17 protein-coding genes are annotated in these 24,774 nt (G+C 45.6%); 4 read left to right on the top strand and 13 right to left on the bottom strand.

Going from position 1 to position 24,774, the window contains the following annotated elements; genetic code table 11:
• Positions 1 to 289: 289 nt before the first annotated feature.
• The 6 genes from PBN151_RS11055 to PBN151_RS11080 all read right to left on the bottom strand — a co-directional run bounded on the left by PBN151_RS11055 (position 290) and on the right by PBN151_RS11080 (position 8,796).
• Positions 290 to 1,018, bottom strand: coding sequence for an ABC transporter ATP-binding protein (locus PBN151_RS11055; protein ID WP_072728994.1), 729 nt, complete (start codon positions 1,016 to 1,018; stop codon positions 290 to 292).
• A complete protein-coding gene (locus PBN151_RS11060; RefSeq protein ID WP_072728995.1) occupies positions 1,019 to 2,119 on the bottom strand; it encodes an ABC transporter permease in 1,101 nt (366 codons plus the stop codon).
• Positions 2,120 to 2,508: 389 nt separating this feature from the next.
• Entirely contained in the window at positions 2,509 to 4,959 is a 2,451-nt protein-coding gene (locus PBN151_RS11065) for a glycoside hydrolase family 31 protein (protein ID WP_072728996.1), read from the bottom strand.
• A gap of 191 nt (positions 4,960 to 5,150) precedes the next feature.
• Positions 5,151 to 5,993 carry a sugar ABC transporter permease gene (locus PBN151_RS11070; RefSeq protein ID WP_021257055.1) on the bottom strand — a complete coding sequence of 281 codons (843 nt, stop codon included), beginning with the start codon at positions 5,991 to 5,993 and terminating at the stop codon, positions 5,151 to 5,153.
• Positions 5,990 to 7,312 carry a carbohydrate ABC transporter permease gene (locus PBN151_RS11075; protein ID WP_028533447.1) on the bottom strand — a complete coding sequence of 441 codons (1,323 nt, stop codon included), beginning with the start codon at positions 7,310 to 7,312 and terminating at the stop codon, positions 5,990 to 5,992. Before PBN151_RS11075 ends, PBN151_RS11070 begins: the two co-directional genes overlap by 4 nt.
• A gap of 200 nt (positions 7,313 to 7,512) precedes the next feature.
• Positions 7,513 to 8,796, bottom strand: coding sequence for a sugar ABC transporter substrate-binding protein (locus tag PBN151_RS11080; RefSeq protein ID WP_072728997.1), 1,284 nt, complete (start codon positions 8,794 to 8,796; stop codon positions 7,513 to 7,515).
• A 286-nt stretch (positions 8,797 to 9,082) separates the two neighbouring features.
• Here PBN151_RS11080 and PBN151_RS11085 point away from each other — a divergent pair, with 286 nt between their 5' ends.
• From PBN151_RS11085 to PBN151_RS31880, 4 genes are all read left to right on the top strand, one after another.
• Positions 9,083 to 10,108 carry a LacI family DNA-binding transcriptional regulator gene (locus tag PBN151_RS11085; protein WP_072728998.1) on the top strand — a complete coding sequence of 342 codons (1,026 nt, stop codon included), beginning with the start codon at positions 9,083 to 9,085 and terminating at the stop codon, positions 10,106 to 10,108.
• A gap of 210 nt (positions 10,109 to 10,318) precedes the next feature.
• Positions 10,319 to 12,013: an alpha-amylase family glycosyl hydrolase gene (locus tag PBN151_RS11090; RefSeq protein WP_139295325.1), complete on the top strand. Its 1,695-nt coding sequence runs from the start codon at positions 10,319 to 10,321 to the stop codon at positions 12,011 to 12,013.
• Positions 12,014 to 12,158: 145 nt separating this feature from the next.
• Complete coding sequence (locus tag PBN151_RS11095; protein WP_072728999.1) at positions 12,159 to 13,940, top strand: alpha-glycosidase; 1,782 nt, start codon at positions 12,159 to 12,161, stop codon at positions 13,938 to 13,940.
• Positions 13,941 to 14,072: 132 nt separating this feature from the next.
• Positions 14,073 to 14,162: a putative holin-like toxin gene (locus PBN151_RS31880; protein WP_227774584.1), complete on the top strand. Its 90-nt coding sequence runs from the start codon at positions 14,073 to 14,075 to the stop codon at positions 14,160 to 14,162.
• A gap of 407 nt (positions 14,163 to 14,569) precedes the next feature.
• On the opposite strand, the gene ligA is transcribed toward PBN151_RS31880, so the two are convergent.
• The 7 genes from ligA to rfbD form a co-directional block, all read right to left on the bottom strand.
• On the bottom strand, positions 14,570 to 16,603 hold the full coding sequence (gene ligA, locus PBN151_RS11100; RefSeq protein ID WP_072729261.1) for an NAD-dependent DNA ligase LigA: 2,034 nt from the start codon (positions 16,601 to 16,603) through the stop codon (positions 14,570 to 14,572).
• A gap of 79 nt (positions 16,604 to 16,682) precedes the next feature.
• Positions 16,683 to 19,130: a DNA helicase PcrA gene (gene pcrA / locus PBN151_RS11105; RefSeq protein WP_227774585.1), complete on the bottom strand. Its 2,448-nt coding sequence runs from the start codon at positions 19,128 to 19,130 to the stop codon at positions 16,683 to 16,685.
• 99 nt (positions 19,131 to 19,229) lie between these two features.
• Entirely contained in the window at positions 19,230 to 19,943 is a 714-nt protein-coding gene (pcrB, locus tag PBN151_RS11110; protein ID WP_072729000.1) for a heptaprenylglyceryl phosphate synthase, read from the bottom strand.
• Between the two features lie 463 nt (positions 19,944 to 20,406).
• On the bottom strand, positions 20,407 to 21,813 hold the full coding sequence (locus PBN151_RS11115) for an undecaprenyl-phosphate glucose phosphotransferase (protein ID WP_072729001.1): 1,407 nt from the start codon (positions 21,811 to 21,813) through the stop codon (positions 20,407 to 20,409).
• Positions 21,814 to 21,900: 87 nt separating this feature from the next.
• Positions 21,901 to 22,797, bottom strand: a complete 897-nt coding sequence (locus PBN151_RS11120) for a glycosyltransferase family 2 protein (RefSeq protein WP_072729002.1) — start codon at positions 22,795 to 22,797, stop codon at positions 21,901 to 21,903.
• 65 nt (positions 22,798 to 22,862) lie between these two features.
• Entirely contained in the window at positions 22,863 to 23,780 is a 918-nt protein-coding gene (locus PBN151_RS11125) for a glycosyltransferase family 2 protein (protein WP_072729003.1), read from the bottom strand.
• Between the two features lie 142 nt (positions 23,781 to 23,922).
• Positions 23,923 to 24,774, bottom strand: coding sequence for a dTDP-4-dehydrorhamnose reductase (rfbD, locus tag PBN151_RS11130; RefSeq protein ID WP_072729004.1), 852 nt, complete (start codon positions 24,772 to 24,774; stop codon positions 23,923 to 23,925).

The following is a 24,774-nucleotide window of genomic DNA, read 5'->3' on the forward strand; positions in this document are numbered from 1 at the left end:
ATTGCTACCTCATTCACAAACGTTGCTCGTTGTTCAGTTTTCAAAGAACTTGTATTTCTATTTAAGCAGCTAATGTCTTGTGTCATCAGCGCTTAATTATTATATCCAATCGACATTTTCTTGTCAACAACTTTTTTTGAAGTTGTTTTTGTTGTTTCTTTCAACAAGTTTCGTGTCGAAGTGACAAGAAATAATTTATCATATATTGACCTATACTTGCAACAAGAAAAATATTACATTTATATAAAGTGATGAAGAGCGGTTTATAATATGCCACCCTTCATCCTTATTACCTGTTAGCCGCTGTCATTTCGTTAACTGTAATATGAGAATGCTCTTCGTCTCCGGAAATCAGAGCACCATCCTTAATCGTAACGATCCGATCACATAAGTCGAGTACACGTTCATCGTGGGTGACCATGACAGCAGCCTTTTGCCTAGATTTCACTTCGGCAGCGAGCATCTCCACTACTGCTCTGCCCCGCTTGGAATCAAGGCTCGCTGTTGGTTCATCTGCAAGTATAAGATTAGCGTCATTCATCATCGCTCGTGCAATCGCAACACGCTGCCGCTCTCCGCCAGACAATTTATCCGGGTAGTGATGCATGCGATGCACCATCTCCACTTCCTTCAGCAGCTGCACCGCTCTATCATTTGCAATCTGGTCACTGCATTTCGCCAGCTTCGCTACTAGGCGAAGTTGGTCAATTACCGTTAGATAAGGCACTAGATTAGAGGATTGAAACACAAACCCGATATGCTCTAGTCGAACACGATTAAGCTTTCCCGGAGATACAGCAGTAACATCTGTGCCTCCAATTATAACGCGGCCGCTCGTTGGAGTAAGCAGTGCACCTGCAATGGAAAGGAACGTACTTTTCCCCGAGCCCGATGGGCCTACAACCGCCACAAACTCACCTTTTCCCACACGAAGCGATACTTGGTTAAGAGCCGTTACTACCGCGTCCCCTTCCCCATAGCTTTTGCTTACTTGATCCATTACGAGTATATCTGTCATCTACTCCACCCTCCCAATCGCTTCTATGGCATCTACCTTCGCAATTCGACGAAGTGACAATAACGCGCCTACGATGGAAACCCCGATAAGCAATGCCGAGTATGGTGCAAGTACACCCGCTCCCAATTCAAACGGCATCGTATCCGGGAACATAGATGTCATCCCGAAGGTTAACCCAATACTGAGCGCAACCGACACAATCGCAAGCAGTGTCACTTGACCTATTAGATTGGTGGCCAGGTAAGAGGTGCTCGCGCCAATCGCCTTAAGAACGCCGAACTGATTCGTTTTTTGCAACGTAATAACATAGAAGAACACGGCCTGAACAAACGCCGCAATTACCACTAAGAAGGACAGCATCATGGACAGCGAGCTCTGTTCTTCCTTATATCCTGGAATCCCCTTTAGCGCTTCCTGCTTCGTTGCGAGCTGAATTCCTTCTACTTTATCAGTAAGAGTCTGTTTAATTGCTTCATCTCCCGTAACCGCTACTGCATTTAGATGCGGTATTCGCTGGTCAAGGGAAGTCATAAGTGACTTCAATCCCTCCATGTCCATAAAGACGACCGGCATATGGCTAATCGACTGATGCTCTGCAAAACCTACTACTTTCAATACTGCGTCCGTATCTTTAATCTGAAGCGTGTCTCCCAACTTGACACCCTTCGCCTTAAGCGACACATCCACTACAACTTCATGGTTCCCGCTTCCGGATAATGATTTCCCTTCCGTAACCTTCGGCATAAGGATGCTGTTATGTTCTATGGCGAACAGTGTTACATCAACTTTTTTGTCCGCCTGCTCTGACGCCACTGTTAGCATCGTCTGAATAAGTGGAGCTGCAGCCGTTACTCCCTCTTGTGCTCTGATCTCATCAAGCTTCTCCTCCTTCAGCGAGGAACGATTCAATTTATTATCGCTATCTGCTTGGAAGACAAGATAGTCTGCATTCATTTCCTTAATAGCTGACGTTGTTGCAGCCGATAGACCATTCGCAAGCCCTGATACGATAAACGTCAAACAGGCAACAAGCACCATAATGAGTCCGATCAGCATAAATCTCGATTTGGCATGCTTCATTTCTCGAATCGCCAAGAACATCTCTCATTCACTCCTATCTACTACAGAATTCAAATTCAAAGGCAGCGGCCTACCCTCTTCTGCTTCGGTATTCCGATTCACGGTCTAACCGAGCTTCTCTGTGAACATGTTCTTATTGTAGATAGACTTCATGAACCGAATATGAACATCCGATTACAGTTCGACTTATTATAGAAGGAATTAAAGTTATTAGCGTGTTCGTTACCTGATCATTATTGAATAGGGTAAGCAATAATACTAGTACTTATGAAGGAACAAATTCACCGTGGATACGGGGCAGAAATTCATTGTCCAAGTGAGGAGGCGATCGTTTGCCTACAAAAAAAGAGCAGGTATTTACCCCATGATGAGATAAATACCCGCTCCTATTCTTGCAGCAATTATAGCAATTACATTGTTACATTCAATTCGATTCGAACTGCACTCTCTGGAAGCTTCACACGAAGTTCCTGACTTGCTGCGTCATAGCTCCAACCGGAAGCTTGCTTAGCCAACTGCTCAGCAGATACGGATTCGCCGAGTTCGCCAACGCTCTTCGGAGCAGCTGCAAGACCGATCAGGCGGAAGCTGATGCTATCGCGCTCGGACTCATAGCCACGTGTTGTATATTCCGCAGACAACTGAATGGACTGTTCGGACTCTGTCACTTGGATCAGCATTTTGTTCCATTTGCCGTTCTCGTATTCGAATGTCAAGCCGTCATCTTCATACCATTCCAATTGAGAAGTATGACCTGCGCCTTGCAAATAAGCGACTGCTGCCACATACTCTTCTGCAGCCTTCTCGCCTGCATGCTGACGTACCGGCCCTTGCAACAGAATTGCGCCTGAGCGAACGAAGATCGGAAGCTTCTCAAGCGGCGCGTGCACATGAATGTGCTGCTTGCCTGCAAAGCGCTTCCCACTCCAGTAGTCCACCCACTCGCCTTCTGGCAAGTATACGGAACGATATTGCGTATTCGGGCGGTAAATCGGTGCAATAATAACCGAATCACCCACCAAGAACTGATCACACAGGTTGTATACTTCAGGATCTGTCGGGTATTCCAGTACAAGCGGACGCATGAATGGAAGACCTGTTGTTGAAGCTTCATAGAACCAGTGATACAGGTAAGGCATCCATTCATAACGCATCGAAATGTACTGCTGGCAGATCTTCTCGATTTCTTCACCGAACGACCATGGCTCCTGACGAAGCATATCGATCGCACTATGGTTGCGGACATATGGGAAGAATACGCCCATTTGCGTCCAGCGAGCAAGTAATTCGCCGCTAGTATGGTGTGCAAATCCACCGATATCAGGTCCTGCAAACGGCACACCGGATACGCCCAGGTTCAATACCATTGGCATTGCCATAGACATATGCTCCCAGAAGCTGCGGTTGTCGCCTGTCCATACGGCTGCATAGCGCTGCACGCCACTGTAGCCAGCACGCGTCAATACGAATGGACGCTTGCCTTCCAACAACGCCTTCAAACCTTCGTAGCTTGCTTGAGACATGAACATGCCGTACAGATTGTGAATTTCACCATGCGTCTTGCGGTCGCCTTCATTGCCATGCATCACGTTCACGTCCATCGTCTTCGTCTCATTGAAGATTGCTGGCTCGTTCATGTCGTTCCAGATGCCATCGATACCGAGATCGGTATAGAAGCGCTGGTTCTCCTTCCACCAGTCACGCACGCGTGATTCCGTGAAGTCTGGGAATGCACTCTCTCCAGGCCATACTGGCCCTGTGTAGATTTCGCCTTCCGCAGTCTTACAATAGTAGTCGTTGTCGACACCTTCCATATATACTGCGTACAACGGATCCTTCTTTACGCCCGGATCGACGATCGGCACGATGTGGAAGCCAAGCTCCTTGAGCTGTTCCATCATGTCCTTCGGATTCGGGAAGCGATTCTCATCGAATGTGAAGACACGATATCCGTTCATATAGTGAATGTCGAGATGGATAACGTCACATGGAATTTCTTTCTCACGGAACGTATGAGCCAAGTTCAAGACTTCCTGCTCATCCATGTAGCTGTAACGGGATTGGTGATATCCAAGTGCCCATTTCGGCGGCAGCGGCATACGACCAGTCAAGTCGCCGTAACGGATAATAACATCCTTCATCGAAGGCCCTTCGATCCAATACAAATCGAATTCGCCTGTCCATGTTTGCATCATCGCCATATCGGCAAACGTACGCATATCGAATACGGTTTTGCCCGGGTTATCCAAGAACAAGCCATAGCTATTGCCTTGGTTCAATACCGTCAGGAATGGGATGGATTGATACAATGCTTCCATTTCCGGTACATGCGGTGCATATACATCAGAGTTCCACATCGTGTAGCGCTCGCCGCGCTTGTCGAGGAAGCCTGTTTTCTCACCGAGTCCGTAAATATGGTCATCCTTGTCCAGGGCAACAAATGCCGTATAGTCGCCCACGGATTCACGGTTGCGCTGTAGGCTGACCAATTCTACATTTGGCTGGCTCTCGTTGCTAATGCGGAACGCACCAGATTGACGATTCACTTCAAGAAGCGTGTGGCCGATTGTAATAGATACAAACTCCTCCGTAGTAGACCACTTCATCGCTTGTGGAATACGACTGTCCTTGTTCACGATTGCCGGGGACGTCTTCCAGTCCGGCTGATGTCCTCTATATGTCTTGATGCGGATTACTCCGGCACCAACTGAAGTGATTGCGAGATTGAAGTATTTACCGACTAGCCATAACGAACCATCTTGCTCAGCAACACGAGAGATCGCTCCTAGCTGTACACCTGTCTGTGTATGTGTCTGTTCACTTGCATTGTCCGGATGTATAGCTGCACTAGTATCTTGCATGATAATCCCTCCGCTGTTCTACCCTAGAATTTGTATCGTCCGCTTCTGATCACGAGATCATTCAGGATGCAACCGGGCATCGAGTCTTGCATTTACTCATGGAGTTCATGCAACCTTCCCAATGATGAAAAGCGGACTTTCTTTCTGCCTAAGTTAAAACCTTCATTTCCCTCTGCACATATCGCAGCTCATCAACCCTTGCTTGCACCTGCTGTCAAGCCTTCCACTAGGAAGCGCTGCAGGAACAAGTACAGAAGTGCAATCGGAACTGCGATCAATACCGCACCAGCCGCAAACATCGTGAAGTTCGTCGATGCATTGTTGACCATATCCCACAGTCCAATCGCCAATGTATAGTTCTCTTTGGAGCGAAGGACCAGCCGGGCGAAGATAAAGTCACCCCATGCGCCGGCAAATGTCATTAGTCCCACGTACGTAATCATCGGCTTCGACAATGGCAGCATGATCTTGCGGAATACGATCCAGTGCGTTGCACCATCAATGCGAGCGGATTCCTCTAAGCTCTTCGGGATCGTATCGAAGAATCCTTTGACTACGAATGCCCCTAGCGGCGCACCTGCTGAATATACGAGAATCAACGCGAAATGCGTATCAAGCAAGTTCAATTGCATCAGCAAAATGTAAATCGCAATCATACTCATGAAACCTGGGAACATCCCCAGTACAAGCATCCCGGACATGAGGTTTTTACGGCCATAGAACCGGAACCGAGATAATGCGTATGCCGTCATGACGACGAGAATGACACCGAAGATCATATTGAAGGTTGCAATCTTCAATGTATTCAAGTACCACAGTCCATATTGATATTCCTTAGAAGTAAACAAGCTTACGTAATGTTCAAAAGTCGGATTGCTTGGAATGAGCGAATCACTGAACAGCGAGGTCCCCGGACGAATGGATGACATGACGATCCAAATTGTCGGATACAGGACGCATACTGCAATTGCAATAAGCAGCAAATAACTGAAGGACAGACGAATAAGCGACTTTTTCTTAGCTCCTGTACTCATTGGATCATGTCCTCCTCTTTGAATGATTTCGTCCGGCGGTAACTCCAGATCGACAGAGATGCAACAATAATAAAGATGATAATACCGATCGCTGCTGCGATGTTGTACTTGTTATTATCGAGTGTCAGCTTATACAACCACGTAACAAGCAAGTCGGTGCTTCCCGCGTACTGGTACTCACCATTCGGCGGATTGCCGTTCGTCAGCAAGAAAATAACGTTAAAGTTGTTGATATTACCTGCGAACTGACCAATCAAAATTGGTGCTGTTGAATACAGAATCATCGGCATCGTAATGGCCTTGAACTTATGCCATGCAGTTGCTCCATCTACCTCAGCCGCTTCATACATATCTTTAGGAATGGTTGTCAAGATCCCGATAACAAGTACCATCGTAACCGGAATACCTACCCACATGTTGACAATCAATACCGTTACTTTCGCCCAGAAAGGATCAGAGAGCCATGGAAGCTTACCTAAGCCGAAGTAGCTCAAGTATTGGTTGATAGGCCCAAATTCTCCGTTAAACATGTTCTTCATAATCAAGAACGACAACATTTGTGGAATTGCATACGGGATGATGAAGATTGTGCGCCACATGGTCTTCATTTTCACACCCGGTTGTTGAATCAAGAGTGCGACCAGAATACCGCCGAAGTAGCAGGTAACGGTAGCAAGTATTGCCCAAATGATGGTCCATGTCAGTACGCCATAGAACGTGCCGCTCCATGTACCAAGCTGTAGAAGATCAACAAAGTTCTGGAATCCAACCCAGCTGACCAGATTTTTCGGTGGAACATGATCCGGTGCAGAATAGTTCGTAAAGGCAAGCAAAATCATAAAGATGATCGGCATGATCGTAAAGAACAATACCGCTGTTGCTGGCAGTGCCAGGAACAAGTAAGCAAACTTCGTTTCTTTGACATATGCCAAACTTTCAAGGAAGTTATTCGGTTTCTTGCCTTCTTCCCGCAGCTTCCCAACTGCTTTCGCGTCTTTGACGACGAGTACGTATATCCAGATGAAGATAAACAAGACAAGAAGTGTGATTAATCCGGTAATGAGCAAATGAATAGAATGGTCACCATGAACGGGTTTGTACACTCTCCCGACCTTAACCATTTGGGATGTTTGTGTTCCGAGCGTGTATATTCCCCATATCGCTCGCGGCAAATAGTTAATCAGGTAAAACAGTCCGACTGCTTCAAGCAGCATCAGCAAGATACCTTTGAGGTATTGACGATTAAAGAGTTGCCCCAATCCCCAGAACAGAGCAGACAACACAGCTGCCTTCTTGCCTGTGCCAGGCGAAGCTTTCATTGGCGACGGCTCTTGCGAAGGACGATTCGTATGGTTTGCGGTTGTCGACACCGATTGTGTAGTGCTCATATCGCCTTTCTCCTTTCCTACTCTCCAATAGCTATCCAATAAGTATGCATGGTAGGCATGTATCTAGGAGGTCTGTCTAACAAACAGCCCGGGCAAGCGTTGTTCACTCCCCGGGCCACTTGTGTTACTCCTTACTTGATCGCATCTTTTATTTGTTTAACGGCGTTATCAAGCGCTGCCTTAGGATCTTTGCCTTTATTCAAAATGTCTGCCAAGCCTGCGGCCATTGGGCTCCACACGTTACCCATCTCAGGGATAACCGGCATTGGATAGGAGTTCTTGAATTGCTCAAGTACAGCTACTGTGAATGGATCGCTTGTTACTTTTGGATCTGCTGCTGCTTCTTTATTAGAAGGAACAAGACCGTTCAATTCATAGCTCTTCAATTGAGCTTCCTTCGTGGAAGCGAACTCTGCGAACAATTTCGCTGCATTTGGATATTTCGTGTAAGAGTTAACATACCAAGCTTTAACGCCAGAGAATGTCTTGGACGGTTGGCCGTCAATGCTAGGAATTGGAGCTGCACCAAGGTTAATGCCTGTTTTCTTCAAGTCTTGAATTGCCCAAGGCCCGTCGACGTTCATTGCCAATTGGCCGTTCGCGAACAAACCTTTCTTAACATCGCCTGTTACGTCAGACGTCGTAAGTGGAAGCACTTGCTTCGCAAAGTTTTGCAGGAACTGAGCACCCTTCAATGCGCCTTCGTTGTTCAAGCCAACGTCTGTCTTGTCAGTGCCTTCTTTACCGAATATATATCCTCCCGTGGAAGCGAGGAACAAGTAGTCATAGTAGAAGTTTCCGATTTCCCACATGTACGTATATTTTTTATTTTTCAAGTCATTCATTTTCTTCGAAAGTTCAATTACTTCTTCCATTGACTTAGGTGCTTCTGGAACAAGATCCTTGTTATAGAACATGATGAGTGTTTCTACGGAACGCGGATAGCCATACAACATTCCGTCGTAGCTTGTTGCGTTGATTGCCAATTCAGAGTTTTGTGCACGCGTTTGCTCTTCAAAGTAATCATTCGGCAAAAGAAGTCCGGCTGTAACTGCCTTACCCAAGTTATCATGAGGGAATACGACTACGTCTGCACCGATGCCAGCTGGACCATCATTCATCAGCTTGTTTACTTGGTCAGGTGCTGCTACTTCCTCGTATTTCACGTCAACATTGTACTTCTCTTTGAATTGCTTCGCGATTTCTTCCATAAACGTGCGAGATTCTTTACTTTCCCATACGAGAAGGGATGCGCCCTCTTCCGGCTTCAGCTCTTCGTCGCCTGCACCGTTATTCGCTGTTTCCTCATTCGTCGTTTGGTTGTTCGCAGAGGAGGAATCCTTGCCGCCTGTGGAACATGCTGTGATTGTAAAGACCATCATGACTGACAACAACATTGCTACCCATTTCTTCATGTTAGAAATAGCCCCTTTCAATTCTGGTACAGGATCTGCATGGACAATGCGCAAAGGTGAAGGTTGATGCTATATTTCAAAGCAATTGCGCTATATTTATGCAAACCTTTGCACAATGAAGTAAAAAAAATAATTCCTTGCTAGATATAGTGTTGTAAACGGTTACCTTCAAATCGAATTATACACACTGCGCCTAGGTATGTAAAGCGTTTGCATAAAAATTTTTTTTGCATTATACTTTGGGACATCAACGGAATATTTTCCATTATTAAGTGAGGTTTCGATTATGGCAGTAACCATTATAGATGTAGCTGAGAAAGCCGGCGTGTCTCCGTCTACTGTGTCGCGGGTTATTTCTAATGACTCTCGTATCAGTCAGAAGACAAGCCGTAAAGTACGCAAGATCATGGATGAGCTCGGATATCATCCGAATGTGATGGCGAAAAGTCTTGTTACGAAAACGACGAATAATATTGGCGTTATCCTCCCCCGCCCTGCGGATGAGTTGTTCCAAAACCAATTCTTCTCCGAAATTATTCGAGGGATTGTGAGTAAAGCTGCGGCATGCCATTACGATGTATTGATGACCTCAGCAACGAACGAAGAGGAAGAAATTAAAGCGGTAGAGCGGCTTGTCCATGGCCGTAAGGTAGATGGCATTATCCTATTGACTGCACATAAGGAAGATCCGAGCATCACTTTCCTGCATGAAAAGAAGTTCCCATTCGTGCTTGTTGGACGCAGTGAGCATTATGGCGATGTTACTTCTGTCGATAACGATAATATTGCAGCATCGCAAGCCATTACACGTCATTTGATCGAGCTTGGGCATAAGCGAATCGCGTTCGTCAGCGGCCCATTCGAACTGACCGTATCAAAGGATCGTCTGGATGGCTACAGTAAAGCCTTGTTAGAGGCCGGCATTCCATTTGACAGCGATTATACATTTGAAGGCGCATTCACACCTGAATCCGCGAGTCAGATTACAGAAAAGCTCCTTCAGCTGGAGCAGCGCCCTACTGCGATTATCGCCATCGACGACGTGGTCGCATTCGGCATTATCCGTACGCTATGGAACAACGGGCTGCGTGTTCCTGAAGACTTCAGTGTTGTGGGCTTCAATAATACGCTATTGGCTGAAATGTGCTTGCCGCAAATCTCTAGTGTAGATATCGGTACGCATCAAATGGGTCAGTCTACGGTGCAAGCTCTTGTACAGCGCATTAAGGGAGATGGCTTCGACCAAGCCCGGATTCTTATCCCTCATCAAATTATTTGGAGAGATTCTGTGCAAACGCCTGCATCAGAATAGTTTGTATGAACGATTGTTTAGTAGATCTGTGAGTAATTCTGTGAATTGTTCTGTTCATAGCGCTGTTCATAGCACTGTACGTAGTTCTGTCTGTAGTTGTTCGAGCGTTTGCTGTTGTCGGAAATTATGGACATATGCGTAATTGAATTAATCGGATCGAATCTATAGTTTGAAATACATCGATAAACTTGCAATGAGGAGAATGATCTCATGACCATATCTAGCAAGTGGATGAATTGTTTACGAACGGCATTTCTCGTGTCGGCCATTTCTCTCGTATTTGCAGGCTGCCAGTCGCAGGCGACTGCTCCTTCTTCGGATAAGACCGTGCAGGACAATAAATCGGCTGAAGCTGCTTCGGGGACGGTCACAAGCAAGTTGGAACTGGCTGATGCGTTGACGCCGATGGGGACAAGCAATGGGGTCTACTATGAAATTTTCGTTCGCTCCTTCTACGACACGAACGGAGACGGAATCGGTGACTTAAATGGCGTTACGGCGAAGCTTGATTATTTGCAGGAACTCGGGGTTAATCATCTCTGGTTAATGCCAATCAATCCTTCCCCGTCCTATCATGGTTATGATGTAACGGACTATTACGGAATTAATCCGGATTACGGAACGATGGACGACTTTAAGCGTCTGCTTGAAGAGGCCCATAAGCGAGACATCAAGATTGTGATGGATTTCGTGGTCAATCATACGAGCAGCGAGCATCCGTGGTTCAAGGAATCAATGAAAGGCAAAGACAATCCAAAACGTGATTGGTATATGTGGGCCGAGGATTTGAAGCTTGATCCAGCAATAAGAGGCGCTTGGGGGCAGCAGGCTTGGCATGAGAGAGACGGAAAACATTATCTCGGTGTCTTCTGGGAAGGCATGCCCGATCTGCATATGGACAATGCTGAGGTACGAGCCGAAATCAAAAAAGCAGCACAATTCTGGCTGAAGCTCGGTGTAGATGGCTTCCGATTGGATGCAGCCAAGCATGTATATGAGGACTTTTACAATACGAGTCAGAATCCAGATGTCGTGCAGAACAATCAAAAATGGTGGCAGGAATTCCGCCAAGCTGTTCAAAAGGTAAATCCTGAAGCCTATCTCGTTGGCGAGGTATGGGATTCTCCAGCGGTTATTGGACCCTTCCTTAAGGATGGGCTGCACTCCGCATTCAACTTCGATATGGCGAAGCGGATCATTTCGATGGTGCAGGATGAGAAGGATTCCGATATCGGTTCGATGATGAGCCGTATCTATACGTTTTACAGTAAGCAGTCAGACGGCAAGTTCGTTGACGCTCCATTCCTGACAAATCATGATCAGAATCGGGTCATGAGCGAGCTTCAAGGCAATGTGAATCATGCCAAGATGGCTGCTTCCGTACTGCTGACACTGCCAGGCAATCCATTTATTTATTATGGTGAAGAAATCGGCATGCTAGGCTTGAAGCCTGACGAACGCCTACGTGAGCCAATGAAATGGACGGCAGATGAGAAAAGTGCAGGGATGACTACATGGGAGCCCGCTTCTTCAAATAAAACGGTGACTGCTGTAGAGCAGCAGATGAAGGATCCGAGTTCACTGTGGAATCATTACAAAAAGCTGATTGCGTATCGCAATTCGGATAAGGTGCTGCAGCAAGGCAGCATTCAATCGTATAAAACGAACATCTCTGAAGTAGCCGGCTATTACCGCGCAACGAAGGAAGATGCGCGTCTTGTGCTCCACAACTTGTCCGGCAAAGAGCAACAGATACAGTTGTCAGCGGACACGGCTGCTGTACTGGAGACATTGGTGTTCTCTAGTGTGGACGGCGCTGCTCTGAAGGATGGAGCTTGTACACTTCCGCCATACAGTACGATCGTGTTAGCGTGCCATAGACATTTGGAGTTTACAGGCTTCTGATGAAATGGAGTGCAGTCGTCTAGCGATGGCGATGTCTTTCTGTTTCGGCTAGGTTAGCTATGAAAAGCTATTCGCTTATTTTATTCATATTGTTAATTGTTAATGATGTTCTGATTAATACGACCATGTTAAGGGAGGACTTTAGATGTTACTCGAAGCTATTTATCACCGTCCGAAGCAAAACTGGGCTTATGCGTATGACCGTAAGACAATCCATGTGCGTATCCGTACGAAAAAGAATGATGTTGAGCGTGCTGCCGTTTATTTTGTGGACAAGTTCGATTGCGAAGGCGGTATTGGTAGAGCGGATATCGTTCCGATGACATGTTTGTATCAGGATGAGCTGTTCGACTATTGGCAAGCAGAGGTTGTCCCTCCTTTCCGTCGCTTGGCCTATGCCATTAAGCTGGAGTCCGGTACTGAGCATGTATGGATGACTGAGCGCGGATTCCAAGAGGAAGATCCTGTTCCTGCCCATCGCTGGTTCGAGTATCCGTTCTTGAATCCAGCAGATATCTTCACTCCCCCAACATGGGTAAAGGATGCGGTATTCTATCAGATCTTCCCTGAGCGCTTTGCGAACGGTGATAAGAGCAATGATCCCGAAGGTGTGCTGCCATGGGGCGGAGAGCCCAAGCCGGATAATTACTTCGGCGGGGATTTGCAAGGGGTTATTGATCACTTAGATCATTTGGAGAAGCTGGGCATTACTGCAATTTACTTTACGCCGATCTTTGAGGCGACTACGAATCACAAGTATGACACGAAAAATTATATGCAGGTCGACCCTCATTTCGGCTCAAACGAGAAGTTGAAAGAGTTAGTTGAATCCTGCCATAGCCGAGGTATTCGCGTTCTTCTTGATGCAGTATTCAATCATAGTGGTTATGCGTTCGAACCTTATCGGGATGTGCTCGAAAAAGGAGAGCACTCTGCTTACAAAGACTGGTTCCATGTTCGCCAGTTCCCATTAGAGGTTGTGGACGGGATTCCAACATTCGATACATTCGCATTTACACCGATGATGCCGAAGCTGAATACGGAAAATCCGGAAGTGAAGAAGTATTTGCTAGAAGTTGCACGCTACTGGATCGAAGAGGTGGGCATTGATGGCTGGAGATTGGACGTGGCCAACGAGGTCGATCACCAGTTCTGGCGTGAGTTCCGCCAAACAGTGAAGGCTGTGAATCCAGACGCCTATATTCTCGGCGAGATGTTCCATGAAGGCATGATGTGGCTGCAGGGTGATCAGTTCGATGCGGTTATGAACTACCCGTTCACATATGCGATGCATGATTTCTTCGCTGAAGAAAAGGTAGACGGCTTGCAGTTCTCGCAAGCAATTCAGCATCAGCTGGCAAGCTATCCGCAACAGGCGAACGAAGTGATGTTCAACCTGCTCGACAGCCATGATACGACTCGACTGCTTACGTTGTGCGGCGGCGACAAGCGCAAAATGAAGTTGGCTGCCTTGTTCCAGCTTACTTTCCTCGGTACGCCGTGCATCTATTACGGTGATGAAGTAGGCTTGGATGGCGGACATGATCCAGGCTGCCGCAAATGCATGGAGTGGGATGAAGCAAAGCAGGATCAAGATCTGCTGAGCTTCTATAAAGGTGCAATTGCGCTTCGTCATGCCAATGCTGCGCTTCGTACAGGAAGCTTCCGCTTTGTCCATGCCTTGGAGAGTGACCGAGTAATTGCGTATGAGCGTGCTGATGAGGATGGACGTTGGTTGTTCGTGTTGAATGCATCTGAGGAGAAACGCACAGTGAATGTAGCAGCATTCGATGGCTGTGAAGGAAGTTGGACGGACGTTGCGCTGGTCGGCGGTGAAACTAACTGTAATGGAATTCAAGGTTCTAACGCTGGGCTGCAGGTCGAGGTTGAGGGCATGAGCTGGCGTATTTTGAAGCTTGAGAGATAATGTTCTTCATGTAAAAGGAAGGATTCCCTAGTAAAAACCAGGAGTCTAGTTGGTTGGAATAAATTGTGATATATTCATATTAACACAATAATGGCTTACGGGCGGTTGGCTAGTCTCCTTATGAAGGAGGTGATGCCAGTGAGTATATTTGAAGCGTTAAGTCTGATGTTCCTTTTCGGGATGTTCATTCTTGCTTTGCTCACCTACTTAAAGAAAAAGTAGACCGCCCTCTCGCAAAGGTATGCGGTCTACTCCTGTAGATTTGCTCACTTCGATAAAGCCAACCGCTCATCTAGCGGTTATTGTGGGAAGAAGGTCGCAGTTGCAGCTGCGGTCTTCTTTTTATTATACGCAAATTGTAGCATACATATTCTTACTGTTCAATGATGCGATTGCTTAATCAGCCGTTAGAAAGCAACTGTACGGATGCAAAACATGTCGATTGTTAGGAACATATCATGGATAAAGTATCATGTAGTCACAATTAGAGTCAGAGATGTAGTCATTATTACAGATACTGATGCTGTTACTACAGCAGTTTTTAATGCAATTGATATTGATATTGCACTCCCGGGTTTATTCTCTGACATATCTACTCATTTGCTTATACTCCGGCCATTTCTTACACGTTACATCGATTGCTCTGCGGAACTTCCTGTGTCAAGCGCTTCGTTCAGCAGTCGGATCAGCTCATTTTCATCAGTAATGACAGGGATTCCGAGCTGCTCAGCCTTGGCGAGCTTACTGCCTGCCTTCTCCCCTGCGATAACCAGATCGGTCTTCTTCGATACGCTGCCCGTTACTTTCGCACCACATGCTTCCAGCTTGGCAGTCGCTTCATCGCGTGTCAGCAATTGCAGGGAGCCTGTTAATACGACTGTTTTGCCATAGAATATCGAATCTGTATTTACCTCAGCCGGCTTCTCGGCCGATTGCGGCTTCACACCGAGCTCCAACATGCGGTCGATGCTCGCGCGGTTAATTGGATCCGCAAAATACGTTACGATACTGTCTGCTACAATCGCCCCGACATCCTGAATCGCCACAAGCTCCTCTTCAGAAGCCTGCATGATGTTATCCAGCGTGCCGAAATGCTCAGCTAATGCCTTTGTCGTTGTTTTGCCCGTATTCGGAATTCCGAGCGCGAACAAGAAGGCCGGCAAATCACGTGTTTTACTCTTCTCAAGTGCTGCCAATAAGTTGCTCGCCTTTTTCTCTCCGAATCGATTCAAGCCAACCAATTGATCAAGTGTAAGTGCAAACAGGTCGGACGGCTCATGTACATTCAATTCATCATGCAACTGCTCGGCAGTCATGACACTGAATGTTTCAATGTCCATCGCATCTCGCGAAGCAAAGTGCGCCAGACGTGCTACGATTTGCGGCTTGCAGTTCAGCTTGTTATTGCAGAACAAGTGGGCACCCCGCATCTCAAGCGTGTAACCGCAAGACGGGCATTCCGTCGGATAAACGATTTCTTCGCCGCCTTCCTCATCCGGAACACGTCCAAGAATCTCTGGAATGACGTCGTTCGATCGACGAATAAAAACGCGTGCGCCAAGCGCATGCTTCAAGTTTTTCCGTTCGATATCACCAATGTTGTTCAGTGTGCAGTTCTGTACCGTTACACCAGCCAGCTCAACAGCTTCAACTCGGGCTACTGGCGTAATCTTGCCGGTACGTCCGACTTCCCAGCTTACCGATTCCAGCACGGTTGTCGTTTCTTCCGCCTCGAACTTGAAGGCTACCGCCCAACGCGGGAACTTATCCGTGTATCCGAGCACCTCGCGGGTACGCATATCGGTCAGCTTGACGACAGCTCCATCAATTAAGTAATCAAGGAATGGGCGTTGTTCCTGAATCTGATGAAGTTCCTCACGAACCTGCTCAATCGTATCGAAGTACGTAACATACGGGTTCACCTTGAATTGATTGTCCTTCAAGAATTGCATCATTTCCTGATGGTTATCGAAGGCAACCCCATCGGCATAGCCCACGTTATAGAAGAAGGCACTCAGCTTCCGTTGTGCTGTCACCTGAGGATTCAAGTTGCGAAGCGCTCCAGCCGCTGCGTTGCGAGCATTTTTGAGCGGCTCTGCTGCCGTTTCATTATAAGCCTCAAGCACGGACAGGTTCATAATACCTTCGCCTTGAACTTCGATTGTCCCTTCTTTGAAAGGAATAGACAGAGGCACGGAACGGATCGTCTTCACCTGTGGCAAAATACCCTCGCCAATGACACCATTACCACGTGTAGAAGCCTGTACTAGCAATCCATCCGTATAGGTCAAATTAAGTGTCAAGCCATCAAACTTTAGCTCCACGACATATGATGGAGCCGGCAGAGGCTCTTCGTTAGGATGCTTCATGTTATAATCCTGGATCAGCTTCAGCACGCGCTGGTTCCAAGCGTACAAATCCTCTTCATCCTGCGCTTTGTCCAAGCTCCATAGACGGGATAGATGGCGATGAGGCTCAAACCCCTTGAGCAGATCGCCCCCAACCCGCTGGGTAGGAGAGTCGGGCAATACGATGCCCGTCTCCTTCTCTAACGCTACCAGTTCATCGTATAGCTTATCGTATTCTTTGTCCGAAACGACAGGATTGTCCAGCGTATAATAATGGTGATTGTATCGATGTAATTCCGCCACGAGTTGTTCCATGCGGGTTTGCGCATTCGCATTTGTCAAAGAGGTGGCTCCTTCCTCATTTCAAATCATCTATTGGGTAGTGGTATTCTACTTATACTTTGTTAATCGGGGCAAAAGCAGCCAATAACCGCTTCACACCCACTGGCGCAGGGAAGGCAATTTGCAGCTCCGTATCCGTGCCCTCTCCTTTTACCGACACGATCACGCCTACGCCCCACTTGGCATGGGATACTTTGTCCCCTGGCTGATAGTCTCCGGCTTGGGCTCCCGCCTGCTTCACTTTTTCCGCTGCTGATGTTACGGTCACACTTGATCCGCTACTTGCGCCTGCTCCCGCTCCACCTGAAGCACGCCATCCTGTTTGAGCGCTGCTTCCAATGCCTTTCGTACCTGGTGCTTGTGCTCCACCACCGCCTGAATAACCTAACCCACGCCCTCCGTACGAAGCAGAAGCAGCATTGCGGCCGTAACGGTCTACCCTTCCATAGCGTGTGCCCTCTGGCGTCGCGTCTTCCTTCACTTCATCCGGTATCTCCTGCAGGAAACGTGAAGGAGGATTGGCATTTGTTCGACCAAACAAAGTACGTGTGCGTGCGCAGGTAAGGAATAATTGCTTCTCAGCACGAGTAATCCCTACGTAAGCAAGTCGACGTTCTTCTTCCAGTTCCTCATTGTCGCTGAATGCACGGCTGTGAGGGAATACCCCTTCCTCCATACCTATGATGAAGACGACTGGGAATTCCAACCCTTTTGCACTGTGCATCGTCATTAGGATAACGGCATCTTCCTGCTCGTTGCCCTCCTCGTCGTTCATGGAATCAATATCTGCGATCAGCGCAAGATCCGTCAGGAACGAAATCAAGGACTTGTCCTCATTGCGTTGCTCGAATTCCTGAGTAACAGACAAGAACTCGTCGATGTTCTCGAGACGTGCCTTCGATTCCAGCGTGTTCTCGCGCTGCAGCTCCAGCTTGTACTCGGATAGTTCGAGCATTTTCTCCGTCAATTCCGTTACGGACAAATACTCTACCATATGATTCAAATTGTCGATAATCGCACGAAATTCGCGCAGCGCGCCTTTGGTTTTCGGCGAAATATCTAGGGCATCCATGTCAGCGATAACCTTCATCATCGATGTACCACGAGTAGCCGCTGCTTCAGCCAGCTTGTTCATTGTTGTAGCTCCGATGCCTCTTTTTGGCACATTCACAACGCGCTCTAAGCTGATATCATCATCCATATTCGATATGAGACGCAGATAGGCAAGCAAGTCCTTAATCTCTTTGCGATCATAGAACTTAACGCCGCCCACGATCTGGTATGGAATATCCGACTTGATCAGAATCTCCTCGATGACACGGGATTGCGCATTCGTCCGGTACAATATCGCATGGTCGGCGTAATGCTTGTTCGCCATATGGTTCTGTTTAATCTCCGAAGTAACGAAGTAACCCTCATCATGCTCTGTATCTGCTTGATAGAGCTTAATCTTCTCGCCTTCACCCGATTCCGTCCACAGCTTCTTCGGCTTGCGGCCAGTGTTGAGCTTAATGACTCCATTCGCGGCATTCAGAATATTGGAGGTCGAGCGATAGTTCTGCTCCAACATAATCGTCGTAGCCTTCGGGTAGTCACCCTCGAAGTTCAGAATGTTCGTAATGTCGGCGCCGCGCCAGCGATAGATCGACTGATCGCTATCCCCGACGACGCAAATGTTTTGATGCTGATCAGCCAGCATCCGGCACAGCATATATTGCGCACGGTTCGTATCTTGATACTCGTCGACGTGAATGTATTTGAATTTTTTCTGATAGAAATCCAATACTTCAGGGACGTCCTTGAACAATTGAATCGTCGACATGATGAGATCATCGAAATCAAGCGAGTTGTTGCTCTTCAGACGTTTCTGATACATCGTATATACCTTGGCTACAATTCCATCAAAGTGGTCGCCAATCTTCTGTTCGAAGCGGCTTGGCGTCAGCAATTCGTTCTTCGCTGTACTAATTGCAGCTTGTACTGCGCGTGGATCGAATTTTTTCGTATCTAAGTTCAATTCCTTCATGCATCCGCGAATAACGGACAACTGGTCCCCTGAGTCAAGAATCGTGAAGTTCGAGGTAAACCCGATACGTTCAATATCTTTGCGTAGGATTCGCACACACATGGAGTGGAATGTGGATACCCAAATGTCTCTTCCATCTGGGCCAACCAGCTTGGATACCCGCTCCTGCATCTCACGTGCAGCCTTGTTCGTAAACGTAATGGCTAGAATACTCCATGGCGGTGCCTTCCTCGTAGCGATTAGATATGCAATGCGATGCGTGAGTACGCGCGTCTTGCCTGATCCCGCTCCCGCCATAATGAGCAATGGCCCTTCCGTGGTCTCAACAGCGCGTCGTTGTTCAGGGTTCAAGCGCTTGATAGCGTCTTGAATGTCGATGGATGCCCCATAGCTTCCATAAGTGTTCGAATTCGAGTTAAAGTTCGAGTTAGAATTTGAGTTAACATTGGAATCTGATCGTAAAAAATCAAACATAATGTGCGATGTCTCCTTTCTGCAGTTGTGTAAAATAAGCTTTATGTGATCTCGTTCAAGATGTAGTCAGTCGATGGCTGAATCATCAATATCAACAAGCTATAGCGTAAGCTTTGTTTCCTTTACTGCATGAACAGTCGCGAGGGCAGCCTCCAAGTCGTCATACACGACATTGCCCACAACTACTGTGTTTGCTGAGGCAGCCGCCTCTTGTGCTTGTTCTACTGTACGAATTCCGCCGCCATAGAACAACTGGGCTTGCGTCAGAGAGCGTTTCACCTTCTTAACCAGCTCCATGTCACCAAACATGCCGCTGTACTCCACATACACGACAGGTAGTCGCATCAACTTGTCCCCTGCCTGCGCATATGCAGCCGCTTCTGCTGGAGACAGTTGCGTATCTGCTCCTGTAATCTTAGCTACTGTCGCATCTGGATTCAAAATAATATACCCTTCTGGAATTAACAAATCCCATGGGATCATATAACCATATTGTTGAATCGCTTCACGATGCTGACCAATCAGCCAATTGGCGTTATTCGTGTTCAGCACCATTGGTATCATATAAGCATCAAAGCCAGGTACGACCGCATCCAATTCCGACACTTCGAGGACGGTCGGCAGCTCATATCTCCGAATTCGGGACATCAAGTCTACCGTGTTCTCGAAAGTGACTCCGCTCGATCCCCCGACCATTATGGCATCAGTTCCAGATAAACATACACGATCCAGCGCCTCATCGCCAATTTCTTTGTCCGGGTCAAGCTTAAATACGTGCCGCCAGTCGTCTATCGGTTGTAAAGGCGTCTTCACGTTGCGTTTCCTCCAGGTCTGCCGCTCATGGATGTAAGTGGTGCGATGAGCGACCTTGATTTAAATGTTCTATATTGTAGTGTACCAGAAATAAGCCTAGGGGTGGAGGGAAATGGGTGCCATATATGAGGATGAGAAACAAATATGAATAGAATGTATGTTCTTATTGTAGTAAATGGTGAGGGAAATGTCACGCGGGAAATGATGTGGCGTCAGGTATGAAGTAATGGTTCATTTTATTAGAATATATATGACCCCCAAAAGGGCACACCAGAGTATGGCTCCTGTTATAAAAGAAATAATCCAGCCTCTTCCTACTTCAGGTTGTTCATCATCTTTTTCATGAAAGTAAGGCATAAAAAAAAACTCCCCAAATGTGAAATATATTCACAGTGTGGGGAGAGTACTGATATATCTATACACGTTGAGTATGAATTTAAGTCCAGAACTTGTAATAAAGTTTTCAATAAGCATTTTTATTCACGAACCCGTTCCAAATTGTCTTCCAAATAATCCTGATATCAAATAATAAAGACCAATTTTCAATATAGAAAATATCATAACGAATTCGTTCTTCTATGGAAGTATCCCCACGCAAACCGTTGCTTTGTGCCCAGCCTGTAATGCCAGGACGAACATGATGCTTCACCATGTACTTCGGAATCTCTTCTTTAAACTGTTCTACGAAAAAAGGACGTTCCGGTCTTGGGCCAACAATACTCATATGCCCGAAAAGTACATTAAAAAATTGCGGCAATTCATCCAGACTCGTCTTGCGAAGGAAGCTGCCGAATTTCGTACGCCGAGGATCATTCTCAGTAGTCCATACCGTATCTGATGTTTTATCTGAGCTTACTTTCATAGAGCGGAATTTATACATCATAAAGTTACGCCGATTAAGCCCTACGCGCTCCTGTTTAAAAATAACTGGCCCAGGGGATGTCAGCTTTATGCCAATCACAATAAATAGCAAAACAGGAAGTGTTAAAATAATGGCAAAAAGTGAAAAAGCGATATCAAACGCCCGCTTGAATACCCGGTTGGAAAGCACATCAAGCGGAATATCACGTACGTTGATCATTGGCATGCCTGCAAAGTTATCGAAATACGGACGCGATGGTAAATAGTCGAAAAAGTCTGGAATGATAAGCGTACGGACGCCAGCTTTTTCACAGAGGTCTATAATATGCGGAAACTTATGATGCGCATCCAGTGGCAGTGCCAGGATGACTTCATCAACGAGGCGGCTGCCTAATATTTGTTCTAAATCACCCAAAGTACCTAGTATCGGTCTAAATTTCTTTGCATCTAAAGTATTCCACTCTACGTGATCATCTAGAAATCCAATGACTTCATATCCTAGTTCCGGATAGCTTCGAAGGTTTTCATAAAACCGTTTTCCAAGCGTACCGGCCCCCAGAATTAGTACGAATTGTTTATTATATCCCTTTTGCCGCAACGAACGTAGCATGACTTTAACCGAGTATCGGTAGCATATCGTTCCAAGAGTAGATACCGTCACAAATATCGCTAAAAACTCGCGAGAAATATGGATTTGTTTAAAGAAAAACAACAATCCCAGCAAAATGAACAGGCTGATTACATGTGTCTGAATGATACGTACCAACTGGTCGGCGAATCTCTTTTTCCGATGAAAATGATACAACGAGGACATGGCTCCTACGACTAGAACTACCCCTGCATAGACTGCCCCCCAACCGACATATGTAGAGAATGGCAACGGGGTATCATTATCCAGCCAATTACTCATAAATTTCAACGCCCACGCGATACCAAACGCCAACACAATCGCAATTATGTCGAATATCATATAAATCTTCGACAAAAACTTTTGATTTTTGCGAATCATTGTGTAAACCTCTTTTTCCAAGTATGTAGTAGCATACTTATTATACTAGAAATAAATATTCTAGTTAAGTTGGATGTTACATGAATGTTAAATATTTTCCCTTTTCCGTTTAATTACCGTCATCCCTTTTGCTAAAGCGTTTAGAAGAAGGGCTGCAGCCATTTTTATCCCCATCCCTGCATACATAAGCCCATTTACCCAGAAAGGATAATTTTTACGAAAATGCTTGTTATAAAGCACAAAGAAGGCCCTATGAAATTCATACGTGATTTTAAACGGTTTATTCCGGCTACTGGCTCGTTTATAATGAACAATTTTCGTCCTTGAATAGTAATAATTCACCCATCCGGCTTGCTTAATGCGGTAGCACCAATCGACATCCTCCCCATACATAAAGAAATTCTCGTCTAACATTCCCACTTGATCTATAACTTCACGTCGTACCATCATAAATGCTCCTATTAAGCAATCAATCGGATACTCCTCGTCGGGATCCAAATCTTCACGGTGATAGGCATTAATCCGCGGATTCTTCGGAAAAACCTTAGATAATCGTGATACATAGTAAAACGTGGCCGATGGAGTAGGGAATCCTCTGCGGCATGCTTTATCCAATGAACCGTCCGGCAATAGAACTTTGCAACCGGCTGCCCCTACTTTCGGGTGCTCGTCCATAAAGCGGATCATTATATCGAGGGTATCTGGTTCAATCACTGTGTCCGAATTTAAGAGGAGGACACACCTTCCTTGAGCAATGAGCATGCCTTGATTGTTCGCTTTAGAGAAACCAAGATTCTCCGAATTAGCAATAAGCTTAACTTGTGGATACTGGCTTCCAATCGCCTCGATAGAATCATCGCGTGAAGCATTATCTATTAGAATAACCTCATATTCATAGTCCGTAATGGAGTGATAAACAGACTTTAAGCAGTTTAAGGTTAATTGCTTCGTATTGTAATTGATGATAATGATGGATAAATCCATGACTAACATTTCCTTTCGGCCACTTTAAAGATTAAAGGTGTTTATGGATAAACAAATATGATAATTTAAATATAACCAATAATAATAAGGAACTTGAATAACTGATTTTCAATCCAAGACTGACGATATACTTTCGTTTTTCGAAGGAAATCCATTCTTAGCCTCAAAGTGGTTCTAGGTTGAATAAATAATTTAAGTTGCTCAAGCTTTTCTTTGTCCAATAACTCTCCATATATTCGGTAAAATTCAACAGCCTGTCTCTTCAAAAGTTTTTTTCCAAAGTTTTTGCGGAAACTACCCCATTTTTTGCACCATTTATGAACTATGGATACATTTCCTCCAACAACATTATTGCCATGCTGACGATAGTAAATTGTTGGTTTAGGATCGTAGATCACTTCACCAAATGCAGAAACACATGTGTAAACCCACCAATCATGCATTAAAAGATTTTCTACGTTGACGGATCTTGTTAAAAGCATATCCCGGGCTGCTTTATTAATCATAATTGTTGCCCCAACAGCAATGTTTTGAACTAATGCATTATAAAACGATGGTTGACGTTGGGGAGATTCAGGCCAAACTCTTAGTTCATTCAGATCTTTATCAACGAGCAGTGTTGATGAAAAAAACATTGCTGCATTTTCACACTTTTCAAGCTGTTGAACTGCTCTATCTACTTTATCTGACATCCACACATCATCCTGATCACAAAAACAATAAAAAGCAGCATTGTCATCCGAACATTGAAGTAGGTTAAAAAAACTTTGGATTACTCCTATATTATCACCCTCAATGTATCGTATCTTATTCAGGTTTGCTTTACTTAACTTTTTAATTTTTCGAACCGTACCATCATTGGAACCATCATCCCTGACAAATAAAGAAATATGGGGATAAGATTGATTGAACAAACTTTGACATAATTCTTCAATAAATTCTTCACCATTATATGTGGACATCAGTATTTGAACTTTATTCATATGCAACCCTCGTCATTTTTGTATTATCTGGATAAGCCCCCCAACCTTCTTTATCCTATCATAATTCAGCAATCCTCGCTGTAGGATCCCATAAAAGGGAAAGACTGTTGGAATATATTATCCCAGCAGCCTTTCATGTATATCAAAAATTATTTTTATTTTGTATAATAAATTCCCTTAACGCTTCTTTCCAATGACGTAAATCATTAAGTCCACTAGTACGAATCGCCATATGATCCATCATAGAGTACTTAGGTCTAGGTGCGGGACGAGGAAATTCACTAGTAGTGCAAGGTATTAATTCTATATCCCATTTAAGCTCTTCAAAAATGGCCTGAGCAAACTCAAACCATGAACAAAAACCAGTATTTGAAGCATGGAAAATACCATAGTACTCCGTTTTAATCAATCCCTCAAGGAAATGGGCCAAATCTACCGTATATGTGGGCGAGCCAATCTGATCATTTACAACTTTTAATGATGATTTCTCCGTTCCAAGCTTCATCATCGTTTTCACGAAATTATTTCCGTGACAACCATACACCCATGAAGTACGTACAATAAAATAACGGGAAGAAAAGGTCTGAACCAGATATTCTCCTGCTCGCTTTGATTTCCCGTATATTGATTGGGGATTCGTATTATCGTACTCGTTATATGCCATTGATGAATTGCCGTCAAAGACATAATCTGTACTAATATAGCAAACCTTAGCGTTCACTTTTTCAGCAGCTACGGCAATATTACGACTACCCACTCCATTAACAAGATAAGCCTGATCTGCATCTGTTTCTGCCATATCTACTGCTGTATAAGCTGCACAATGTATGATGGCGTCGGGGCGTTGACTACAAATAATAGATTCACACAGATATTGGTTTGTAATATCTAGTTCCTGACGCGAATATCCAAGCACCTCATGTCCGCTTTTCATAAGAATGCTTACGAGATCTTTGCCTAATTGACCAGATGCACCGGTTACGATTATTTTCAT

This window comes from Paenibacillus sp. NAIST15-1, from assembly GCF_001894745.1.
GTDB lineage: Bacteria > Bacillota > Bacilli > Paenibacillales > Paenibacillaceae > Paenibacillus_B > Paenibacillus_B suaedae.

Excerpts from the sequence above, each read along its gene's own strand:
- rfbD (WP_072729004.1), bottom strand. The coding sequence starts at position 24,774 with ATGAAAATAATCGTAACCGGTGCATCTGGTCAATTAGGCAAAGATCTC.
- PBN151_RS31880 (WP_227774584.1), top strand. The coding sequence starts at position 14,073 with ATGCCAGTGAGTATATTTGAAGCGTTAAGTCTGATGTTCCTTTTCGGG.
- PBN151_RS11080 (WP_072728997.1), bottom strand. The coding sequence starts at position 8,796 with ATGAAGAAATGGGTAGCAATGTTGTTGTCAGTCATGATGGTCTTTACA.
- ligA (WP_072729261.1), bottom strand. The coding sequence starts at position 16,603 with ATGGAACAACTCGTGGCGGAATTACATCGATACAATCACCATTATTAT.
- PBN151_RS11120 (WP_072729002.1), bottom strand. The coding sequence starts at position 22,797 with ATGGATTTATCCATCATTATCATCAATTACAATACGAAGCAATTAACC.
- PBN151_RS11075 (WP_028533447.1), bottom strand. The coding sequence starts at position 7,312 with ATGAAAGCTTCGCCTGGCACAGGCAAGAAGGCAGCTGTGTTGTCTGCT.
- PBN151_RS11085 (WP_072728998.1), top strand. The coding sequence starts at position 9,083 with ATGGCAGTAACCATTATAGATGTAGCTGAGAAAGCCGGCGTGTCTCCG.
- PBN151_RS11060 (WP_072728995.1), bottom strand. The coding sequence starts at position 2,119 with ATGTTCTTGGCGATTCGAGAAATGAAGCATGCCAAATCGAGATTTATG.
- PBN151_RS11090 (WP_139295325.1), top strand. The coding sequence starts at position 10,319 with ATGACCATATCTAGCAAGTGGATGAATTGTTTACGAACGGCATTTCTC.
- PBN151_RS11125 (WP_072729003.1), bottom strand. The coding sequence starts at position 23,780 with ATGAATAAAGTTCAAATACTGATGTCCACATATAATGGTGAAGAATTT.
- PBN151_RS11055 (WP_072728994.1), bottom strand. The coding sequence starts at position 1,018 with ATGACAGATATACTCGTAATGGATCAAGTAAGCAAAAGCTATGGGGAA.
- PBN151_RS11070 (WP_021257055.1), bottom strand. The coding sequence starts at position 5,993 with ATGAGTACAGGAGCTAAGAAAAAGTCGCTTATTCGTCTGTCCTTCAGT.
- PBN151_RS11095 (WP_072728999.1), top strand. The coding sequence starts at position 12,159 with ATGTTACTCGAAGCTATTTATCACCGTCCGAAGCAAAACTGGGCTTAT.
- PBN151_RS11115 (WP_072729001.1), bottom strand. The coding sequence starts at position 21,813 with ATGATTCGCAAAAATCAAAAGTTTTTGTCGAAGATTTATATGATATTC.
- PBN151_RS11065 (WP_072728996.1), bottom strand. The coding sequence starts at position 4,959 with ATGCAAGATACTAGTGCAGCTATACATCCGGACAATGCAAGTGAACAG.
- pcrA (WP_227774585.1), bottom strand. The coding sequence starts at position 19,130 with ATGTTTGATTTTTTACGATCAGATTCCAATGTTAACTCAAATTCTAAC.